11 protein-coding genes are annotated in these 18817 nt (G+C 68.2%); 10 read left to right on the forward strand and 1 reads right to left on the reverse strand.

The genetic code is table 11. The features are described 5' to 3' along the window. Window positions 1–380: 380 nt before the first annotated feature. The 10 genes from RR42_RS21970 (at window position 381) to RR42_RS22015 (ending at window position 18564) form a co-directional block, all read left to right on the forward strand. On the forward strand, window positions 381–3248 hold the full coding sequence (locus tag RR42_RS21970) for a bifunctional glycoside hydrolase 114/ polysaccharide deacetylase family protein (protein ID WP_043357582.1): 2868 nt from the start codon (window positions 381–383) through the stop codon (window positions 3246–3248). Beyond that, window positions 3211–7431: a tetratricopeptide repeat protein gene (locus tag RR42_RS21975; protein ID WP_043353003.1), complete on the forward strand. Its 4221-nt coding sequence runs from the start codon at window positions 3211–3213 to the stop codon at window positions 7429–7431. The genes RR42_RS21970 and RR42_RS21975 overlap by 38 nt, the downstream gene beginning before the upstream one ends. Before the next feature lie 59 nt (window positions 7432–7490). Further along, the gene (locus RR42_RS21980) at window positions 7491–8048 is read left to right on the forward strand and encodes a transporter (RefSeq protein WP_043353005.1); all 558 of its coding nucleotides are present in this window, start codon (window positions 7491–7493) and stop codon (window positions 8046–8048) included. A 13-nt stretch (window positions 8049–8061) separates the two neighbouring features. Then, window positions 8062–9507 carry a PelD GGDEF domain-containing protein gene (locus RR42_RS21985; RefSeq protein WP_043353008.1) on the forward strand — a complete coding sequence of 482 codons (1446 nt, stop codon included), beginning with the start codon at window positions 8062–8064 and terminating at the stop codon, window positions 9505–9507. Further along, window positions 9500–10486 (forward strand): tetratricopeptide repeat protein, encoded by a 987-nt coding sequence (locus RR42_RS21990; protein WP_043357583.1) that lies wholly within the window; start codon window positions 9500–9502, stop codon window positions 10484–10486. The genes RR42_RS21985 and RR42_RS21990 overlap by 8 nt, the downstream gene beginning before the upstream one ends. Next, on the forward strand, window positions 10483–12084 hold the full coding sequence (gene pelF / locus RR42_RS21995) for a GT4 family glycosyltransferase PelF (protein ID WP_043353011.1): 1602 nt from the start codon (window positions 10483–10485) through the stop codon (window positions 12082–12084). Before RR42_RS21990 ends, pelF begins: the two co-directional genes overlap by 4 nt. Before the next feature lies 1 nt (window position 12085). After that, entirely contained in the window at window positions 12086–13456 is a 1371-nt protein-coding gene (gene pelG / locus RR42_RS22000; RefSeq protein ID WP_043353013.1) for an exopolysaccharide Pel transporter PelG, read from the forward strand. Window positions 13457–13657: 201 nt separating this feature from the next. After that, window positions 13658–14422 (forward strand): response regulator transcription factor, encoded by a 765-nt coding sequence (locus tag RR42_RS22005; protein ID WP_236702148.1) that lies wholly within the window; start codon window positions 13658–13660, stop codon window positions 14420–14422. 43 nt (window positions 14423–14465) lie between these two features. Further along, window positions 14466–16142, forward strand: coding sequence for a FecR domain-containing protein (locus RR42_RS22010; protein ID WP_236702149.1), 1677 nt, complete (start codon window positions 14466–14468; stop codon window positions 16140–16142). Between the two features lie 46 nt (window positions 16143–16188). Beyond that, window positions 16189–18564 (forward strand): CHASE2 domain-containing protein, encoded by a 2376-nt coding sequence (locus RR42_RS22015; protein WP_052494853.1) that lies wholly within the window; start codon window positions 16189–16191, stop codon window positions 18562–18564. Window positions 18565–18579: 15 nt separating this feature from the next. On the opposite strand, the gene RR42_RS22020 is transcribed toward RR42_RS22015, so the two are convergent. Further along, window positions 18580–18792 (reverse strand): hypothetical protein, encoded by a 213-nt coding sequence (locus RR42_RS22020; RefSeq protein ID WP_236702151.1) that lies wholly within the window; start codon window positions 18790–18792, stop codon window positions 18580–18582. Window positions 18793–18817 lie beyond the last annotated feature (25 nt).

The following is an 18817-nucleotide window of genomic DNA, read 5'->3' on the forward strand; positions in this document are numbered from 1 at the left end:
GTTGGCGCTAACCAGCTTCTGTGACACGGGCATGCATTGGCACTAGTGCATGTTTCCTAGTCCTAAATGCTTATAGGCACGATGACGCGCATGCTTCAGAATTCTCGCCAATAGTGCTTAAATGCGCACTTTGAGCTTGGCCTGCGGGGGACTGCCTGAGAGATCGGGCGGCGCAGGTGGAAGTGGATGGAATCAGCCATACCGGGAATGCATCGTCTGGCGCCATCAAGCGCGACCAGCATGTTGGAGGCAAGCCAAGCGAGCTCTTCCGGGATTATAAAAATATGAAAAAAAATTGGGGTCAGCAAGTGAATTTGTTGCGATTGGACGGTGTCGCGCGCCGCGTGGCAGGCCTGCGTCAGGCAAACCGGGGCGTGCCGATGACAAGAGCATGGCTTGGCGCACTGCTGGCCGTGTTTGCAGCCTGGCTATGCCCGGCGCAGGCGCAGGCACTGGCCACCACCGGCTCGCGCGCACCGAACATCGCCTTCCACTACGGCAGCAAGCCGCCGGTGGACGCTCTGCAGGCGTTTGATGTCGCCGTGGTCGAGCCCGACAGCGGCTTCGATCCGCGCACCGCAGCCACGCCCAATACGCAATGGTTCTCCTACGTCAGCATTGGCGAGGTCGCACCGTCGCGCGCCTACCTGAAAGACATTCCCAAGGCCTGGCTGATCGGCAACAACGACGCCTGGGGCGCTCGCGTGGTCGACCAGGCCGCCGAGGGCTGGCCCGCCTTCTTCGTGGAAAAGGTCATCGCCCCGCTGTGGCAGCGCGGCTATCGCGGCTTCTTCCTCGACACGCTCGACTCCTACCAGCTCAAAGCCAGGACGGACGCCGAGCGCGCCCGCCAGGAGGCCGGCATGGTGGCGGTGATCCGGGCCATCAAGGCACGCTATCCCGAGGCCAAGCTGATCTTCAACCGCGGCTTCGAGATCCTGCCGCAGGTCAACCAACTGGCGTACGCGGTCGCGTTTGAATCGCTGTACCGCGGCTGGGACCAGGGCGGCAAGCGTTACACCGAAATAAGCGAGGCCGATCGCAACTGGCTGCTCGGCCAGGCCCGAACGATCCGCGAGCAGTACCACTTGCCGGTGATCTCGATCGATTACTGCCCGGCCGCCGAGCGCAAGTGCGCGCGCGATACCGCCGCGCAGATCCGCGCGCTGGACATCATCCCTTACGTGGCCGACCCTGGCCTGCAGACGGTTGGGATCGGCAACATCGAGGTGATGCCGCGCCGGGTGCTGGTGGTGCAGGACCGCGAGCCGGGCATCTCGATCGACGACTCGGCCGGCGTGCGCTTCGTCTCCATGCCGCTGAACTACCTGGGCTATCGCGTGGACTTCGCCGAAGCCAGCCAGCCGCTGCCGGAGATCGGCCCGGACCGCTACGCTGGCGTGGTGATCTGGATGGCTGGCAACGTGCGCGACCAGCCCGGGCGTTTCTTCAGCTGGGTGCAGCGCAATATCGACCAGGGCGTGCCGGTGGTGTTCCTGAACGATTTCGGCGCGCGCATGAACGGAGCGCTGGCATCGAGCCTGCAGCTCAAATCGGTCAAGGGCAAGATCGGCGTCAAGGCGGACGTGGTGTCAAAGGACCCGATGATGGGCTTCGAGATGCCTGTGGCGCCGGACCGCACGCAGGCAGCGCCGGTCCAGGTGGGCGATGGCCCGGGCTTTCGCTCCCTGCTGCGCCTGAATTCGGGCACGCTGACCTATGACGCTGCCGCGATCACTCCCTGGGGCGGCTACGTACTCGGGCCTTACGCCGTGCGGCAAAGCGCCAACGACCAGGACCGCTGGGTGGTGCAGCCGTTGTCCTTCCTGCGCGAAGCGCTGCGCCTGCCGGCCATGCCGGTGCCGGATGTCACGACCGAAAACGGACGTCGCCTGCTGACCGTGCACGTGGACGGCGACGGCTTTGCCTCCCGTGCCGAGATTCCCGGCGGCGGTTTTTCCGGTGAAGTCCTGTTTCGCGAGATCTGGGACCGCTATCGCCTGCCGATGACGATGTCGATCATCCAGGGCGAAGTCGCCAGCGACGGCATGTATCCCAAGCTGACCGCGCAGCTCGAGCCGATTGCCCGCAAGATCTTCGCGCAGCCCTATGTCGAGGTGGCGAGCCACACCTTCTCGCATCCTTTCGAGTGGGGCCGCACGGTGCCCGGCGGCACGCACTCGGAGAATGCCACCGAAGGCGACGACGACTTCCACCTGGCGATTCCCGGCTACACGATGGACCTGAAGCGCGAGATCGGCGGCTCGATCGACTATATCAACCGCACCCTGGCGCCCCCCGGCAAGCCGGTCAGCATGCTGCTGTGGTCGGGCGACTGCCAGCCGCCTGCCGAGGCCATCAAGCTGACCGACCAGGCCGGCGTGCTCAACATGAACGGCGGCGATACGCTGATCACGCGCAGCAACCCGACCTGGACCGCGATTTCGCCGATCGGCGTGAACAAGGCCGACGGCACCTTCCAGATATTCGCGCCGAACCAGAACGAGAACGTCTACACCAACCTCTGGCATGGCCCGTACTACGGCTTCGAGCGCGTGATCGAAACCTTCGAGCTGACCGACCGGCCGTATCGCTTCAAGTCGGTCAACATCTACTATCACAACTATTCCGGCACCAAGGCCGCCTCGCTCAAGGCACTGCGCAAGGTCTATGACTACGTGCTGAGCCAGCCGCTGATGCCGGTGCATGCCACCGACTACGTGCGCAAGGTGATCGACTGGCAAGGCATGGCGGTGGCCCGCGAGCTGGGTGGCGACGCCACGCAGCCGGCCTCCTGGATCGTGCGCGGCGACGCCAGCCTGCGCAACGTGCGCTGGACCGGCGCAGACCTGCCCGACGTGGCCGGCTCGCAAGGCGTCACCGGCACCTCGCCGGCACCCGGCGGCGGTGTCTACGTGCACCTGGCCGATGGCGCCTCGCGCATCGTGATGCGCGCCCCGAACGCAGCTAGCGCCGCGGCTGCCTCCGGCCCCGAGATCGCCGAGGCCAGCGGCTTCGTGCGCAACTGGCAGCGCACCGGCCAGGGCAGCGCACAGCGCATCCGTTTTGATTTCAGCGGCTACTTCAAGCCATTCTTCCGCCTCGCCGGCGCGGACCGTTGCCGGATCGCCATCGATGGCAAGCCGGTGCAGGGCGTGCAGGAGCGCGGCACGCTGCGTTTCGACACCACTCCCGTTCCCAATCCCGACAATGCCAAGCAAAGCGTCGAAATCACCTGCGCCGCCTGAGCGCGAGCGGCTCCTGCCGCCAGCGTTCGTGCTGACCTTCACCGCCATGGTGGGGATCGGCCTGGCGCTGATGTTCCCGCGCGAAACCTTGCGCGAACGCCTGCTGGGAGAAGGCCGGGCAGTGGACGGCCTCAGCATGGCCTACCTGGAAGCCTGGTGGCGCGCCACGCCCGGCGACAGCGGCTTCGCGGCGGTGCTGGCCGAGCAATATGCGCGCACGGGCCGGCTGGATGAGGCCGAGGCCATGCTGTCCCGGCTGGAGGCGCGCTATGCGGCCAGTTCTGCGGCTGGTTCCGCGGCCAGCCCGCAAGGGCCGGTGCGCAACGCCAACGCCGCCGACGCCGAGCTGTCCGGCCAGATCCTGCGTACCCGCATCGAGATCGCGCAGCAGCGCGCGTTTGCGGCGTTGCCGAACACCCCGGAGCGCGAGCACTACGTCGAAAAGCTCGGCGGGCTGCTCGACCAGGCGTTGACCATGAAGTGGAACCGCACCGATCTGGAAGAGCTGGCCACCACCGCGCGCTCGATCAACGCGCTCAAGCCGGCACAGGTGTTCTACCAGGCGCTGGCCAAGAGCGACCCTGCCCGCGCGGCGCTTTGGAATGCGCAGGCTGCGTCGGCGGCGCTCGCGGGCGGCGACTACCAGCAGGCGGCCGACGCGCTGTTTGCCGCGCAGTCCCGCGCCACCGATCCGGCCGAACAGCGCCGCCTCTACCTGGCCGCGCTCAAGACGCTGCAGTCCGGCAACGCGCTTGACAAAGCGCTGGCCCAGGCCGAGCAGCATGGCGGCAAGCTGCTGGAGAACGCTGAAGTCCTGCGTTACCTGACCAAGCTGGCGCTGGCCGCCAACCGCCCCGAGCAGGCCGCGCGCTATGTGCAGCGGCTGCTGCGCCTGCCGCCGAGCTTGCAGCCCGTGCCCGAAGGCGCCTCGCTGCAACGCGCCGAAGTGCGCCGCGTGGCGGCCACCGAGCCATGGGCCGCGCGGGGCGTGATCTTCCTTGACGGCCCGCGTGGCCTGGCCTTGCGCCGCGCCATGGGCGACGCTGCGATGCCCCGCCTGCGCCGCGTGGCGGATACCTCAGGCGCTGGCACATCCGCTTCTGCGGCGGCGGGCCAAGCCCGCGCCGCCTCCGCAGCTTCGGCAGCACCAGCGCCGGTGGCCGCCCCTGCCGGCGCCCCCACCGCGGCCGAGCGCGCCTTCAATGCCGACGACTACGAACTCGCGTTCCAGGTATTCCTGGCCGCCGGCAAGCTCGACGACGCGCAGCGCGTAGCCGAGACCGCCGTGCGGCGCCAGCCCGGCGCGGCGCGCTGGCGCGAGCGCCTGGCCCAGGTCGCCGAGTGGAATCGCCAGCCCACGGTAGCGCTCAAGAGCTGGCTGGAATATGCCCAGGCCAGCAATGACGAGACCGCCTGGAAGGCCGTGCTGCGCCTGGCGCCCGGCCTGAACGACGATCGCGCCTACCTGGCCGCGCTGCGCCACCGCGCCGGCACGGGCGATCTCGCCACCGTCGACCAGGTGGTCGCCACCTACGAACGGCTGGGCGAGCCCGAGGAAGGCCTGGCCTTCCTGCAAAGCCTGAGCCACGGCCCGAACGCGCGCCCGATCATGGAGCGCCAGGCGGAGCTGGCCGAGCGCGCCGGCAAGGATGCCCGTGCCTTCGCGCTTTACACCGAGCTGCAGCAGCGCTTTGGCCCGCGCCCGCAGTACGCGCTCAAGCAAGCCAACCTCCTCTATGTGCGCGGCAAGCTGGTTGAAGCCCTTGAGGCCATGGTGCCGTCCATGCGCACCGCGCGTTCCACCGACATCGAATTCTGGCGCACGCTGACCGAGCTGGCGCGCTTGAACCAGCGCAGCGACCTGCTCGAGCAAGGCTACCGGCAACTGATGCTGGCCATGGCCGAGACGCATGACAACCACTGCATGGCCATGCCTCCCGGCGCAGGCCGCAACGACTGCCTGGCCGAAGTGCGCGATACCGAGGAATCGGACTTCTCGAACCTGATGGACTTCTACGATAGCTCGCCTATCGATGCCGGGCGCATTGCGCAAGCGAGCTGGCACAAGGGCGGCAAGCTGGTGTCGCTCGAGCTTGCCATCAATTACTACACCCGCGCCCGTGCTTACGGCCGCGTTGCCACGTTGCTGCAGGGCATGACCCCTGCCCAGTTGAAGCAGGCCGAGCAATCCAGCCGCTTCCTGGCCATGCGCGCCGAGTACCAGCGCGCCCGTGGCGAGCGCGAACTGGCCCTGGCCGACCTGCGCCGCGCCGCCAGCATGCCCGACGCCGGTAGCGAGACGCTGGCCGCGCTGATGTGGGCGCTGGTCGATCTCGGCTCGGATACCGAAGTGCGCGCCATGATGCTGCGCCTGAAGGGCGAGGCCGAGGGCAACCCGGATTTGTGGGGTGCCTTCGCCGCCGGCAGCATGCGCTTCCAGGACGGCCGCACCGCGCTGCATTACCTGCGCAAGATGGCCGACGGCAAGAGCGCCGATCCGCTCTGGCTGGGCCTTGCCGCCGATGCCTACGACGCCATCGGCCAGACCAGCACCGGGTGGCGCCTGCGTCGGCAGGCCTGGGTCGACCTGCACAAGGACCAGTCCGCGGCCGGGCGCCGCGCCTCGGATCCCCGCAGCATGGATCCGGCCGCCGAGGAGGAGGACGCCCAGGGCGGCCCCGCCCCGGCTGAGCTGCGGCGCCAGACGGTGGCGCTCGGGCAGATCTTTGCCTCGGGCGATGTGTCCCAGCGCCTGGTGATCGAGATGCTGCGCGGCGACCGCACCGTGATGGCTGGCACCAATGCCGCGAACTGGACCGGTCCTGCCAATCCGGTGTCGCGGCTGGGGGAGATTCCCGGCCTGCCGGCGCTCGATCCCAAGACACCGCCGGGCGTGGCGCAACGCGAAGCGCGCCAGCAGGCCGTGGTCTCGTCCGCCGCCAAGGAAGTGGCGCTGGCCTGGGCCCTGTCGAACGAATCCAACGAACTGGCGCGTGCCTGGCTGGCCCGCCAATATGCCCGCCAGTTGCTGCGCCCGGCGTATGCCGAGATCACGCTGGCGCTGGCCAACCAGGACCTGGCCGCACTCGACCGTGTGCTGGAGCGCCAGGCTGGCCGCATTCCGGTGGACAACCAGATCGAAGCCAACGTGCAGCTCGACCGGCTCGGCGCCGCGCAGACGCTGGCCTACGAAACCCAGGAGACCACCCGCACCGACGACAGCCTGCAGGAAACCCTGCAGGACGCGCTGCTGTTCAACGCGCAAGCCATCGAGCCACGCGTGACGTACCAGCGCCAGAGCCCGCTGAGCTACTTCGACTACAGCCTGGCTGGCGGCGTGCGCCTGTGGGATGGCTACGACCTCAACCTGCGCGGCGCCTGGCGCACCCAGCACAGCGTGGACCAGACCCAGCTCACCGGCGTGCCCTCGTCCGACAAGCGAGGCGAGCTGTCGCTCGGCTACCGCGACCAGCACCTGCGCTGGCGCCTCGGCGTGGGCCGGCGCGACGGCCTGGATAGCGTGACCACCGCGCGCTTTACCGGTGAGTGGCGCGAGACCAGCCGCTTGAGCTTCACCACGCTGGCCGGCCTTAACCAGAGCGCCGACGAATCGGCGGCGCTGCGGGTCGGCGGCGTCAAGGATGTGCTCGGCCTGGGCGCGACCTACAACTTCAGCCTGCGCGAATTTGCCGGCGCTCGCATCGAGTACGACCGTTTCCGCGGCCAGGACGGCTCGCAGCTGGGCCACGGCCTGGTGTACGACCTGGAGCTGGGCTACCGCATCCGCACCGCGTACCCGGACTACACGGTGCGCCTGGTCGGCACCCATGCCACCTACAACGCGCGCGGCGGCACGCTCAGCAACAAGCTGGCCACGCTGGTGCCTGCCGATGACGAGGCCACGCCGGGCTTCTACATGCCCCAGGGCTTTACCCAGGCCGGCGTGACGTTCGGCTTCGGCACCGAGCTGATCGACGACTACACGCACAAGTGGCGGCCGTTTGCCGAAATCGGCCTGCTGCACGACACCCGCGCCGGGCAGAACTTCCGGGCGCAACTGGGCGTGGCCGGCAAGGTGTTCGGCAACGACCACCTGTCCATGTACGTGCAGCACGAAACCGCGGCGCGCAATGGCGGCACGCCGCTGACCGAAGTGGGCGTTCGGTACAGATGGCTTTTTTAATCCGGGCGGGCACGCGAGCGTGCCGGTTCACTGTATGCAATCGAGAAGGGGAGAGAGTCATGAAAACAACTAGCACGAAGCAGAACCGCGCAGCACGACTGCTGGGCTGGTGCGGTGCGCTGGGCGCAGCGCTGTGGCTGGCCGGATGCGCGGTGACCGATATTGGTCGCGCCCCCGCGCTGCCGGCCGGTGAGTCGGTGGCGATTTTGCCGATCGTCAACTACACCGAGACGCCGCAGGCAGGCTTGCGCGCCGAGGCGATCGCGGAAAGCCTGCTGAAGACAGGCGGCATTGCCAACGTCAAGCGCTATCCCGCCAACCTGAACCCGGAAACGCTGTTCGAGCCGGCCGAGCGCGAGTCGGTGGGCAAGGCGCTTGAGTGGGCACGTACCCAGAAGATGCGCTACGCCCTCACCGGCGCGGTGCAGGAATGGCGCTACAAGGTGGGCGTGGATGGCGAGCCCGCCGTGGGCATCTCGCTGAAACTGCTGGACGTGAGCACGGGCGAAGCCGTCTGGTCCGCCACCGGCAGCGACAGTGGCTGGAGCCGCGAGTCGCTGTCGGGCACCGCGCAAAAGTTGCTGCGCCGCCTGCTGGCGCCGCTGCGCCAGGGTTGAACCGCGGGAGAGCATGATCGTGGCCAATACAGCCGACAAGATACGGGAAGGACAGGGCATTGGCGCGGGCGGCCGCTATTTGCGGTTGCTCGCGCCCGCCACGAGCGGACCGGTCTCTGCGGTCGAGCTGGTGGTGACGATGGCGCTGGCGATGGGGCTGGGATACCTGCTCCTGCCCAACAACCCCCTGCTGCTGGGACTGGGCTTTCCCTGGGCATGGCTGCTGCCGGTCATCCTGGCGCTGCGCTACGGCACGCTGATTGGCGTGGGCAGCGTGCTGATGATGCTGGGCGGCTGGTTCTTCTTCCACCAGATCGGTGCCCAGCCGGGTGCGTTCCCGCGCCTGTTCTTCCTGGGTGGGCTGCTCATGGTGCTGGTTGCCGGGCAGTTCGGCGATGTCTGGGGCACAAGGCTGGCGCGCGCGCGCGCCGTCAACCGCTACCTCGAAGAGCGCCTTGCGGCCCTGACCAAGAACCACTACCTGCTGCGCGTGTCCCATGCGCGGCTGGAGAACGACCTGCTGGCCAAGCCCACCACGCTGCGCGACACGCTGTCGCAGATGCGCGCGGTGACGCTGGAAGATGCGGCACAGGGTGGCGTGCTGGTTGGCGCGCGCCCCATGCTGCAAGTGGTGGCGCAGGCGTGCCAGCTTGAAGCCGCCGCGCTCTACGCGGTCGATGGCGAGACGGTATCCGCCACGGCGTCGGCGCAGATCGGCCCGGCATTCGAGTTCGATCCCGACGATGTGCTGGTGCGCCACTGCCTGGAGACGCGCCAGCTGGCGCACCTGCAGGCCGATGGGTTGTCGCGCCAGTCGCCGGACCATCCGCAGACCCGCTACGTGGCGGTGGCACCGGTGCTGTCCGGGGCCGACAAGCTGGTGGGCCTGCTGGTGGTCGAGCGCATGCCGTTCCTGTCGCTCAGCTACGAGAACCTCCAGTTGCTGATGGTGCTGATGGGCTATTACGCCGATGGCATCGAGCACGCCGCGTCCACGCGCGCCATCGCGGCCGCGATTCCCGGCTGCCCGTATGAATTCGCGCTGGACTACGCCCGCCTGTCGCGCCTGCGCCGCGACACTGGCATCGACAGCACGATCGTGGCGCTGGTGTTCGATCTCGACGAATCGCGCGACGCACTGTTCAACCAGGTCATCCGCAGCCGCCGCGCGCTCGACGTGGCCTGGCCGCTGACCAGCGCGCACCAGCGCGCCCTGCTCACCTTGATGCCGCTGTCGGGCAACGAGGCGGCGTCGGCCTACCTGGTGCGCATTGAAGACATGCTGCGGGCCCAGTTCGGCACCGATTTCGAAGCGGCGCGCATCGGCGTGCATACGCTGGCCGTGCCCGCCAGCGCGCCGGTCGAGCCGCTGATCCGCCTGCTGCATCGTTGCCATGTGGATGTTCAGCCAGCGCCGGTACCGGTGCCGGTGGCACTAGGCGAGGTTGGCCGTGGGTAAGCTCGGCATCGGCGGCATCGCCGCGCAAATCGCCGCCCTGGCGCTGCTGGCTCGCGCCGGTACCAGCACCGCGTTGCTGCTGACTTTCCTGTTGATGCAGGGGCTCGCCGCGGCGATGATCGCGATGGTGCTGTGGCGCTTGCTGCCCCGGCGTTTTCGCGTGCCGTTCGCGTGGAGCTATGGCTACCTCTTTGTATTCTGCTTCCTGGTGCCGCTGGCCGGCGGCATGATCTGCGTCGGCAGCCTGCTGATCGCGCGCTTCTTCCCGGGACGCCGTCCCACGGCCGGTATTGGCCTGGTCGGGCTGCCGGTGTTCGTCACCCACCTGATCTCGCGCGTGACCCACGGCGGCGGCGCGCGCTTGCGCGCCCAGTTGGGCAACACGCGCGCGCCGTTGCCCGAGCGCATGACCGCGCTGGTGGCCATGCAGTCGATGCCGGCGCGCGCCTCGGGCCCGGTGCTGCGCGACCTGCTGGCCGACAGTGCTGATGACGTGCGCCTGCTGGCCTACGGCATGCTGGACGGCGCGGAGAAGCAACTGACGCAGAAAATCCTTGCCGAGCTGCCGCGACTGGAAGCTGCGCAGGACGATCGCGAGCGCGGCGAGATCAACAAGCGCCTGGCCGACCTGTACTGGGAGCTGATCTACCAGAACCTGGTGCAAGGCGACGTCTATCGCTACACCGCGGACCAGGTGGAGCGCCACGCGCGCGCCGCGCTGGAGTTCGATTCCGACCAGGCTGGCTTGTGGTACATGCGTGGCCGCCTGGCCCTGACCCGCGAGGAGCCCGCGCAAGCGCGCGGGTGGCTGCAGCGGGCCGAGGCGCTTGGCTTTGCGCGCGAGCGCACGCTGCCGCTGCTGGCCGAAGCCGCCTATCTGGAGCGCGACTACGCCGCCGTGCGCGCCATCTTGCTGTCATTCGACAGCCCATCGCCGCTGCCACTGGTACGGCCCCTGCTGCGTTACTGGCAATCATGAGCGATACCCCCTTGCCCCGCGCCGACTCGGCCGATGTGGCCCTGCTGCTGGAGGGCACCTTTCCGTATGTGAGCGGCGGGGTGTCGAGCTGGGTCAACCAGATGATCCGGGCGTTTCCGGACGTCCGCTTCGCCATCGTCTTCATCGGCAGCCGCCGCGAGGATTACGGCGACATGGTCTACGCGCTGCCCGACAACGTCGTGCACCTGGAAACGCATTTTCTCTACGATTTCCCGCCGCCTCCGTTGGTGCATGGCAGCGACGGCGACCCCGTCACCTTCGCCGCCTCGGCGCAGTTGCACGAGGCGCTGCGCCAGCCAGGCCGAGAGCAGGAAGCCGGCGAGCTGATCCGCGAGCTGATGCCCGAGCTGACCGATGGCGGCAGCCTGTCGGAAGATGCGTTCCTCTACAGCCGCAACGCGTGGCGGACCATCACCGAGCAGTATCGCCAGTACTGCACGGACCCGTCCTTCACCGACTACTTCTGGACCGTGCGCATCATGCACAAGCCCCTGTGGCAGCTCGCGCGCATTGCCGAAGGGCTGATCCCGGCCAAGGTCTACCACACGGTGTCCACCGGCTATGCCGGCTTCCTCGGCGCCATGCTGCACTACCGCACGGGACGCCCCTTGCTGGTGTCCGAGCACGGCATCTATACCAAGGAACGCAAGATCGACCTGTTCCAGAGCCAGTGGATACGCGACAACCGCAACGTGTTCGAGCGCGACATCTCGCAGATCAGCTATTTCCGCGAGCTGTGGGTGCGCTTCTTTGAAACGCTGGGCCGCGTCTGCTACGACGCCGGCGACACCATCGTCGCGCTCTACGAAGGCAACCGCCTGCGCCAGGTCACGGATGGTGCCCGCGCCGAGCGGACCCGCAATATTCCCAATGGCATCAATCTGCCGCGGCTGGCCGCGCTGCGTGCGCAGCGCGCACCCGGCGTGCCCCCGGTGCTGTGCCTGATCGGCCGCGTGGTGCCGATCAAGGATATCAAGACGTTTATCCGCGCCATGCTGACCGTGGTGCGGCAATATCCCGATGCCCAGGGCTGGATCGCCGGCCCGGAAGACGAAGATCCGGAATACGCGCGCGAATGCCGCAGCCTGGCCGAAAGCCTGGGCCTCGCCGACAAGGTGAAGTTCCTGGGCTTCCAGCGCATTGATGAACTGCTGCCCAAGGTGGGCGTGCTGGTGCTCAGCTCCATCAGCGAGGCGTTGCCGCTGGTAGTGCTGGAAGGCTTTGCCGCCGGTGTGCCATGCGTGACCACCGATGTTGGCTCATGCCGGCAACTGATCTTCGGCCTGCCCGGCGAGGATGCGGCGCTAGGCGCGGCGGGCGACGTGGTGCGCATCGCCGACCCGGCCGCGCTGGCCGGCAAGGCGATCGGCCTGCTGGGTTCGCCCGACGCATGGCATGCCGCGCAGCAGGCCGGCATCCGGCGCGTGGAGCGGTATTACACGCAGGAGATGATGGTGGGTAGCTACCGTGAGCTGTACACGCGCCTGATGGCGCAGCCACGGGTGGAATCGTCTGCCGGCGGATCCCCCGCCAAGGCGGCGCAGGCCGCTGGCTGTCCCATGAAGGGAGGTCGCTGAGATGGCGGGGATTGGATTCGAACTTCGCAAGATGCTGCGGCGGGACAACCTGTCGGGCATGCTCGGCGCGTACGCCTATGCGGGCATCATCAGCTCCGGGCCGTGGGTCCTGTCGATCGTCGGCATCTTGCTGATCGGCGTGCTCAGCCTGCCGTTCGTGGTGCCGGGCAGCCTGGTGACGCAGTTCCAGGTCTCGGTGACCTACCTGATTGCGGTCAGCCTGATCCTGACCGGGCCGATGCAGCTGGCTTTTACCCGCTTTACGTCGGACCGCCTGTTCGAGAAGCGCGATAGCCTGGTGCTGTCGAACTATCACGCGGTGGCCATGCTGGTCACGGTGCTGTCGGGCGCCATCGGCATCGGCTGCGCGCTGTTTGCGTTCCCGGAGCAGTCGGTGCTGTACCGGTTGCTGATGACCGCGGGCTTCGTGGTCATGAGCAACATCTGGATCGCGGTGATTTTCCTCACGGGCATGAAGCAGTACAAGGCCATCGTCTGGACCTTCCTGCTGGGCTATACGCTGACCGTGGTGGCGGCGCTGGCGTTGCGCAGCTATGGCGTGGAGGGCCTGCTGCTGGGGTTTGTCGCCGGCCAGCTGAGCTTGCTGAGCGCCATGGTGGTGCTGATCTACCGCAACTACACCAGCCAGCGGTTCATGTCGTTCGAGGTGTTCCAGCGGCGCTATGCCTACCCGAGCCTGATGCTGATCGGGCTGCTTTACAACCTTGGCATCTGGCTCGACAAGTTCATGTTCTGGTACTCGCCGTCCACGGGGCAGCAAGTCATCGGGCCGCTGCACGCGTCGATCATCTACGACATCCCGGTGTTCCTGGCCTACCTGGCAATCATCCCCGGCATGGCGGTGTTCCTGGTGCGCATCGAGACCGATTTCGTCGAGTATTACGACGCCTTCTACAACGCGGTGCGCGGCGGCAGCTCGCTCGAGCATATCGAGGATATGCGCAACACCATGGTGCAGACGATCCGGCTGGGACTGTACGAGATCGTCAAGGTGCAGGCCATTGCGGCGCTGGTGCTGTTTGTCGTGGGCAGGTTCGTGCTGGCGGCGCTCGGCATCTCGGAGCTCTACCTGCCGCTACTGTATGTGGACGTGATCGGCGCCAGCCTGCAGGTGGTGCTGCTCGGGGTGCTCAATATCTACTTCTACCTCGACCGCCGGCGGGAAGTGCTGCTGCTCAGCGGCTTGTTTGTGATCCTCAACCTGGCGTTCACCGCCGTGACCCTGCAACTGGGACCGGCCTGGTATGGCTACGGCTTCGCGGTATCATTGTTGATCGTGGTGGCCCTGGCGATCTACCTGCTCGACCGCAAGCTGGACCGCCTCGAGTACGAAACCTACATGCTGCAGTAACGGCGCGCGCGCCGGCTTTCTTGCCGGCGCGCTGCAATACCCTCCCGCGCCGTCCTTGGCGCGGCGACGCCGGATTCTGTACCATTCCCCTTTTGCGTACCTGGCGCCCGGCCTGCCCGGGTATTTCGCGTTGCCTTTGCGGCGGCGCAGGAAGCGCGCGGTGGCATCTGGAAGAGAAGACGTGGCAAGCATGAGGTAAGTATGAGAATCGCTTCGGTGGAAGACGACAAGAGCCAGTCCGAGCTGATCCAGCAGATCCTGGTCTCGGCCGGCCATGAGTGCGAGTGCTTCGCCAGTGGCAGCACGTTCCTGCGGGCCCTGCGCGAGCAAGCGTTCGACCTGCTGGTGGTGGACTGGCAACTGCCCGATACCAGCGGCCTTGAGGTGGTGACCTGGGTGCGCCAGAACTCCGGGCGCAATCCCCCCATCCTGTTCCTGACCAGCCGCTCGCAGGAAGAGGACATCGTCGCCGGGCTGGGCGCGGGCGCCGACGACTACATGATCAAGCCGATCCGCCGCGCCGAGCTGGTGGCGCGCGTATCCGCGTTGCTGCGCCGCACGTATCCGCAGGCGCAGCAGGACAGCGCGCTGATCCGGGTGGGCAACTACGCTGTCGATCCGCAGGCGCGCACCGTGACCTGCGGCGGGAGCCGGGTGGACGTGTCGCCGCGCGAGTTCGACCTGGCGTTGTTCCTGTTCCGCAACCTGGGGCGCCTGGTGTCGCGCGAGGTGGTCGAGCAAGCCGTGTGGGGCCGCGCGATCGGTGTCGGCTCGCGCACGCTCGATACCCATATCTCGCGGCTGCGGATCAAGCTGGCATTGCGGCCCGAGAACGGTGTGCGCCTGACTTCCGTGTATGCCCACGGTTACCGCTTCGAAGCCGCGGGCGACGGGGATAACCAGGGCCTGCAGGATTCACAGCATTCGCAGGATCAACAGGGTATGCAGGACAAGCAGGAAGACTGAGTTTATGAAGCGGTTCGATATGGCAGCAGGCAGGAATGCAGGCATGGCAGGGCACTCGCGCGCGGCATGCACGATGGGCGCGCTCGGCATGGCCGGATTGGTTGGCGTGCTTGGTGCCGTATGGTCCGCCTGCGCCGCGGCGCAGGCTGCAGGCGCCGAGGGCGCCAACTTTATCTACCAGGTGCGTCCGGGCGACACGCTGATTGGCGTGGCGGACCGCTTCATGGTCAACCCCGCCGGCTGGCGCGAGCTGCAGGCATTGAACAAGGTGGCCGATCCTTACCGGCTGCCGCCCGGCATGCGCCTGCGCATCCCGCTGGCGCGCATCCCGGTGACCGACGGCACCGCCCGCGTGGTCTTCGTAACGGGGCCGGCGAGCGCCGATGGCCGCACGTTGCAGGCTGGCATGGCGTTGCGCGAAGGCGCCCGCATCGAGACCGGCGCCGGCGGCACCGTCACCCTGGAACTGGGTGACGGCTCACGCGTGACGTTGCCGCCGGCGACAGCCGTGGAAGTCGAGCGGCTGCGCGCGTTCGCCCGCACGGGCCTGACCGACGCCGTGATCGGTATCGGCCAGGGCGAGGTGGAGTCCCGCGTGGCGCCGCGCGGCACCGGCGTGGGGCGGTTCGAGATCCGTACCCCGTCGCTGGTGACCGGCGTGCGCGGCACGCGCTTTCGCGTGGGCACCGAGGACGGCGCCAGCCAGAGCGCCGTGCTCGAAGGCCAGGTGCAGGCCCGCGCGCGCGGCGGCCAGCAAGCGGTAGTGAATGCCGGCTACGGCGTCAGCGCATCGGCCGCGGGCACCCTGGCGCGGCCCGCCGCGCTGCTGCCGGCGCCGGCGCTGATGCCGCTGCCCCAGCCGCTGCTGGCAAGCCATGCCACCGTGCGCTGGGGGCCGGTTGCGCGCGCCGCCAGCTACCGCGTGGTGGTCTCGCGCGATGCCGCCCAGACGGAGTTGCTGTCCTCCCAGGCCGTGGAGGGCACGCAGGCAGCGCTCCAGGACCTGCCCGAGGGTGAGCTCTACGTGGGCGTGAGCGCGCTCGATGCCCGGCACCTTGGCGGCGCGGGCGCGGTGATGCCGTTCGTGGTGCGCCTGAATCCGCCCGCGCCTTTTACGCTGGCGCCCGAGCGCGATGGCGCCGCCTACGGCGAGACGCCGATGTTTACCTGGGCCGAAGTCGCCAACGCGGCGCAATATGAATTCGAAGTGGCGGCCAATGCGGACTTCACGCAAGGCCTCCTGCAGGCGCGCGGCACGGTGCCTTCGGCCAGCCAGGCGCTTGCGCCCGGCCGCTGGTGGTGGCGTGTGCGCTCGGTCGATGCAGGCGGGCAGCCTGGCCCCTGGAGCGAGCCGGTGGGGTTCGCGCTGGAGCCGTCGCCGCCGCAGCCGCGCCTGGAAGACGATGGCGGCGACGCCTTGCGGCTCGCATGGCCGGCCGCCAGCGGAGCCAGCGCTAATGGCGCGGCGCAAGCCTACCGCGTGCAGATGGCATCCGACGCCCCCTTTACGCAGATCGTCGCCGACGTCAGCACCGAGACCAATGCGGCCCGCCTGCCGCGGCCCGGCAGCGGCACGTATTTTGTGCGGGTGGCTCGCCAGGATCCGGGCCGCGCGCCGCATTTCTCAGCGCCCCAGCGTATCGAGGTGGTGCAGTACGTGCGCGATTCGCAGGGCCAGCCCGTGAGCGCCGGCTCACGCTGGCTCAATCGTGCCAACTAGCCTGGCGCAACTCGCCGCGCGCGCACTGGGCCGGGTGCCCGCACGCATGATGGCTGGCTACCAGCGCCGCACGCTGGTTGAATGGAGCCTGTTGACGGCCGCCGTGCTGGCGCTGGTGGCGGCGTGCGCCGTGCTGGGTTGGAGCGAACGCGCCGACAAGGCGGTCTACGACCTGTCGGTCGCGGCCCAGCATCACGCGCCCGGCGACGAGATCGTGATCGTCGCCATCGACGACCCCAGCATCTCCGCCATTGGCCGCTGGCCCTGGCGCCGCTGGGTGCTGGCCGACCTGATCGACCGCATTGCCGCCGACGCGCCTCGCGTGATCGGGGTCGACGTGATTCTCTCCGAGCCGGACGCCTTGCATCCCGAGGACGACCGCGCGCTGGCAGGCAGCATGGCGCGCGCCGGCAACGTCGTGCTGCCCGCGCTGGCCGAAGCGGGGCGTGACGGCTTGCTGGTGCGCTATCCGCTGACGGGCCTGGGCAGCGAGGTGGGGCACATCAATATCGCGGTGGATCTCGACGGCATTGCCCGCCAGGTGTTCCTGCAGGAAGGGCTGCCGGGCCGCCAGCTCAATCATTTCTCGGCCGCGATGGTCGGCTTCGGCAAGCCGCCGCGGCCGGTGTCCGCCTACCGTCACGACGGCCCCGAGGATGACCGCGGCGCCGATGGCTGGACCCGGGACTACCGGCTGCGCATTCCGTTTGCCGGGCCGCCGGGGACGTTCCGGCAGGTCTCGGTACTCGATGTGCTGGGTGGCACGTTGCCGCGCGACTTCTTCCGCGGCAAGTCCGTGCTGGTAGGCGCCACGGCGAGCGGGCTGGGCGACGTGTTCCCCACGCCGGTATCGCGCAACGGCCACGGCATGAGCGGCGTGGAAATCATCGCCAACGCCATGCAGACGCTGCAGCGCGACACGGCCATCGTCACCCTGCCGGCGCCCTGGTTCTGGCTGTGCACGTTGTTGCCGGTGTTGCTGGCGAGCCTGGCCTCGCTGACGCTGACGCCGCGCAACGCGCTGCTGGTCACGGTGGTGCTGCTGGCCGGCACGCTGGCCGCCAGCCTGCTGCTGGTCGTATTAGGCCACTTCTGGTTCGCGCCGGCCAGCGCCGTGCTGGGTTGCAGCCTGCTCTACCCGCTGTGGAGCTGGCGGCGCCAGGAAGCGGCGCTGCAGTTCCTCACCGACGAGCTCGCACAGCTCGAGCAAGAGCCTGGCCTGCTGGCCATGCCCGCCGGCGAGGGCGAGGTGGGCAGCAAATCGGGCGGCAAATCGGACCGCAAATCGGGCCGCAACCTCGATACCCGCATGCGTGCGGTCTACCGCATGACCACGCGTCTGCGGGACATGCGGCAATTCCTGGCGGACGGGCTCGAAGGCCTGCCCGAAGCCACCGTGATCTGCGATCGCGGTGGCCGTGTGCTGCTTGCCAACCGGCGTGGCCTGCTGCTGGCGCCGCGCACGCTCGGGCCGCTGGGCGACATGAACGCACCGCGCCCCGGCATTCGCGAACTGATCAACGAAGTGTTCGTCCAGCCCAAGGCCGGGCTGGACTACTGGGACCAGTTATGCAGCGTCTATGTCGAGGCCGACGCCGCGCACCCGGTGCAGGCGCCGCCCGGGGTGGAGCTGGAAGCGCGCGACGAACACCCGATGCTGCTGCGCGGCGCGCCGCTGCGCAGCGACACCGGCGGTGTCGCCGGCCTGATCGTGAGCGTCATCGATATCACCCAGGTGCGCATGGCCGAGCGGCGCCGCGAGGAGTCCCTGCGCTTCATCTCGCACGACATGCGGTCCCCGCAGTCCTCCATCCTTGCCCTGATCGACCTGCAGAACGAGCCTGGCCGGGCGCTGCCCGAGGCAGCCCTGCTGGCCCGCATCGGCGAGCACGCCAACCGAACGCTGGAACTCGCGGACGACTTTATCCGGCTGGCCCGTGCGGAAGCGACGCACCTCAACTTCATCGAGGTCGACCTGGCCGGCGTGGTGCTGGACGCCACCGACGAGCTATGGGCGCTCGCCAGCGCCGCACGGATCGAACTGAAGGTGGAAGTCGACGTGGAAGAGGAGCAGTCGCAGCTCCTGGCCGAGCCGGTGCTGCTGGTGCGGGCGATTGCCAACCTGGTGAGCAATGCCATCAAGTTCAGTCCGCCCCAAACGACCGTGACGGTGCGCCTGTATCGCGTGCCGCAGGGGCTGGCGATCGATGTGGCAGACCAGGGCCGGGGCATCGCCGAGCAAGACCAGGGCCGCCTGTTCCAGCCCTTCGCGCGGCTGCGCGACACCGAGCAGGATGCGCCCGCCGGCAGCGGGTTGGGGCTGGTGTTCGTCAAGACCGTGGTGGAGCGTCATGGCGGAGAGATCAAGCTGACCAGCGCCGCGGGTGCCGGCGCCACCTTCACGATCTTCCTGCCCTGCTGATCCGCTCGCAGGCGCTCAGCGCGATGCGCGCGTGACCGCTGGTAGCCCAGCCTGGCCTGCGGTGGTGACGGTGGCCGTGGCGCGGCTGTCCATCTGGCGGATCTTGCGCGCCGCGCGCTGCTCGTTGCCGTCCTGCAGCGTCACGCACAGCACGGTGACGAGCGCGAACGCCACCATGCAAAGCGCAACGTAGCCCAGCAACCTGTACCGTTCGGATCGCGATCCCATATCTCAGCCTGCCATGAATAGCGCA

Origin of the sequence: Cupriavidus basilensis (genome assembly GCF_000832305.1) — a bacterium.
GTDB lineage: Bacteria > Pseudomonadota > Gammaproteobacteria > Burkholderiales > Burkholderiaceae > Cupriavidus > Cupriavidus basilensis_F.

Excerpts from the sequence above, each read along its gene's own strand:
- RR42_RS21985 (WP_043353008.1), top strand. The coding sequence starts at position 8,062 with ATGATCGTGGCCAATACAGCCGACAAGATACGGGAAGGACAGGGCATT.
- RR42_RS21970 (WP_043357582.1), top strand. The coding sequence starts at position 381 with ATGACAAGAGCATGGCTTGGCGCACTGCTGGCCGTGTTTGCAGCCTGG.
- pelF (WP_043353011.1), top strand. The coding sequence starts at position 10,483 with ATGAGCGATACCCCCTTGCCCCGCGCCGACTCGGCCGATGTGGCCCTG.
- RR42_RS21975 (WP_043353003.1), top strand. The coding sequence starts at position 3,211 with ATGCCAAGCAAAGCGTCGAAATCACCTGCGCCGCCTGAGCGCGAGCGG.
- RR42_RS22015 (WP_052494853.1), top strand. The coding sequence starts at position 16,189 with ATGATGGCTGGCTACCAGCGCCGCACGCTGGTTGAATGGAGCCTGTTG.
- RR42_RS22020 (WP_236702151.1), bottom strand. The coding sequence starts at position 18,792 with ATGGGATCGCGATCCGAACGGTACAGGTTGCTGGGCTACGTTGCGCTT.
- RR42_RS22005 (WP_236702148.1), top strand. The coding sequence starts at position 13,658 with ATGAGAATCGCTTCGGTGGAAGACGACAAGAGCCAGTCCGAGCTGATC.
- RR42_RS21980 (WP_043353005.1), top strand. The coding sequence starts at position 7,491 with ATGAAAACAACTAGCACGAAGCAGAACCGCGCAGCACGACTGCTGGGC.
- RR42_RS22010 (WP_236702149.1), top strand. The coding sequence starts at position 14,466 with ATGGCAGGGCACTCGCGCGCGGCATGCACGATGGGCGCGCTCGGCATG.
- pelG (WP_043353013.1), top strand. The coding sequence starts at position 12,086 with ATGGCGGGGATTGGATTCGAACTTCGCAAGATGCTGCGGCGGGACAAC.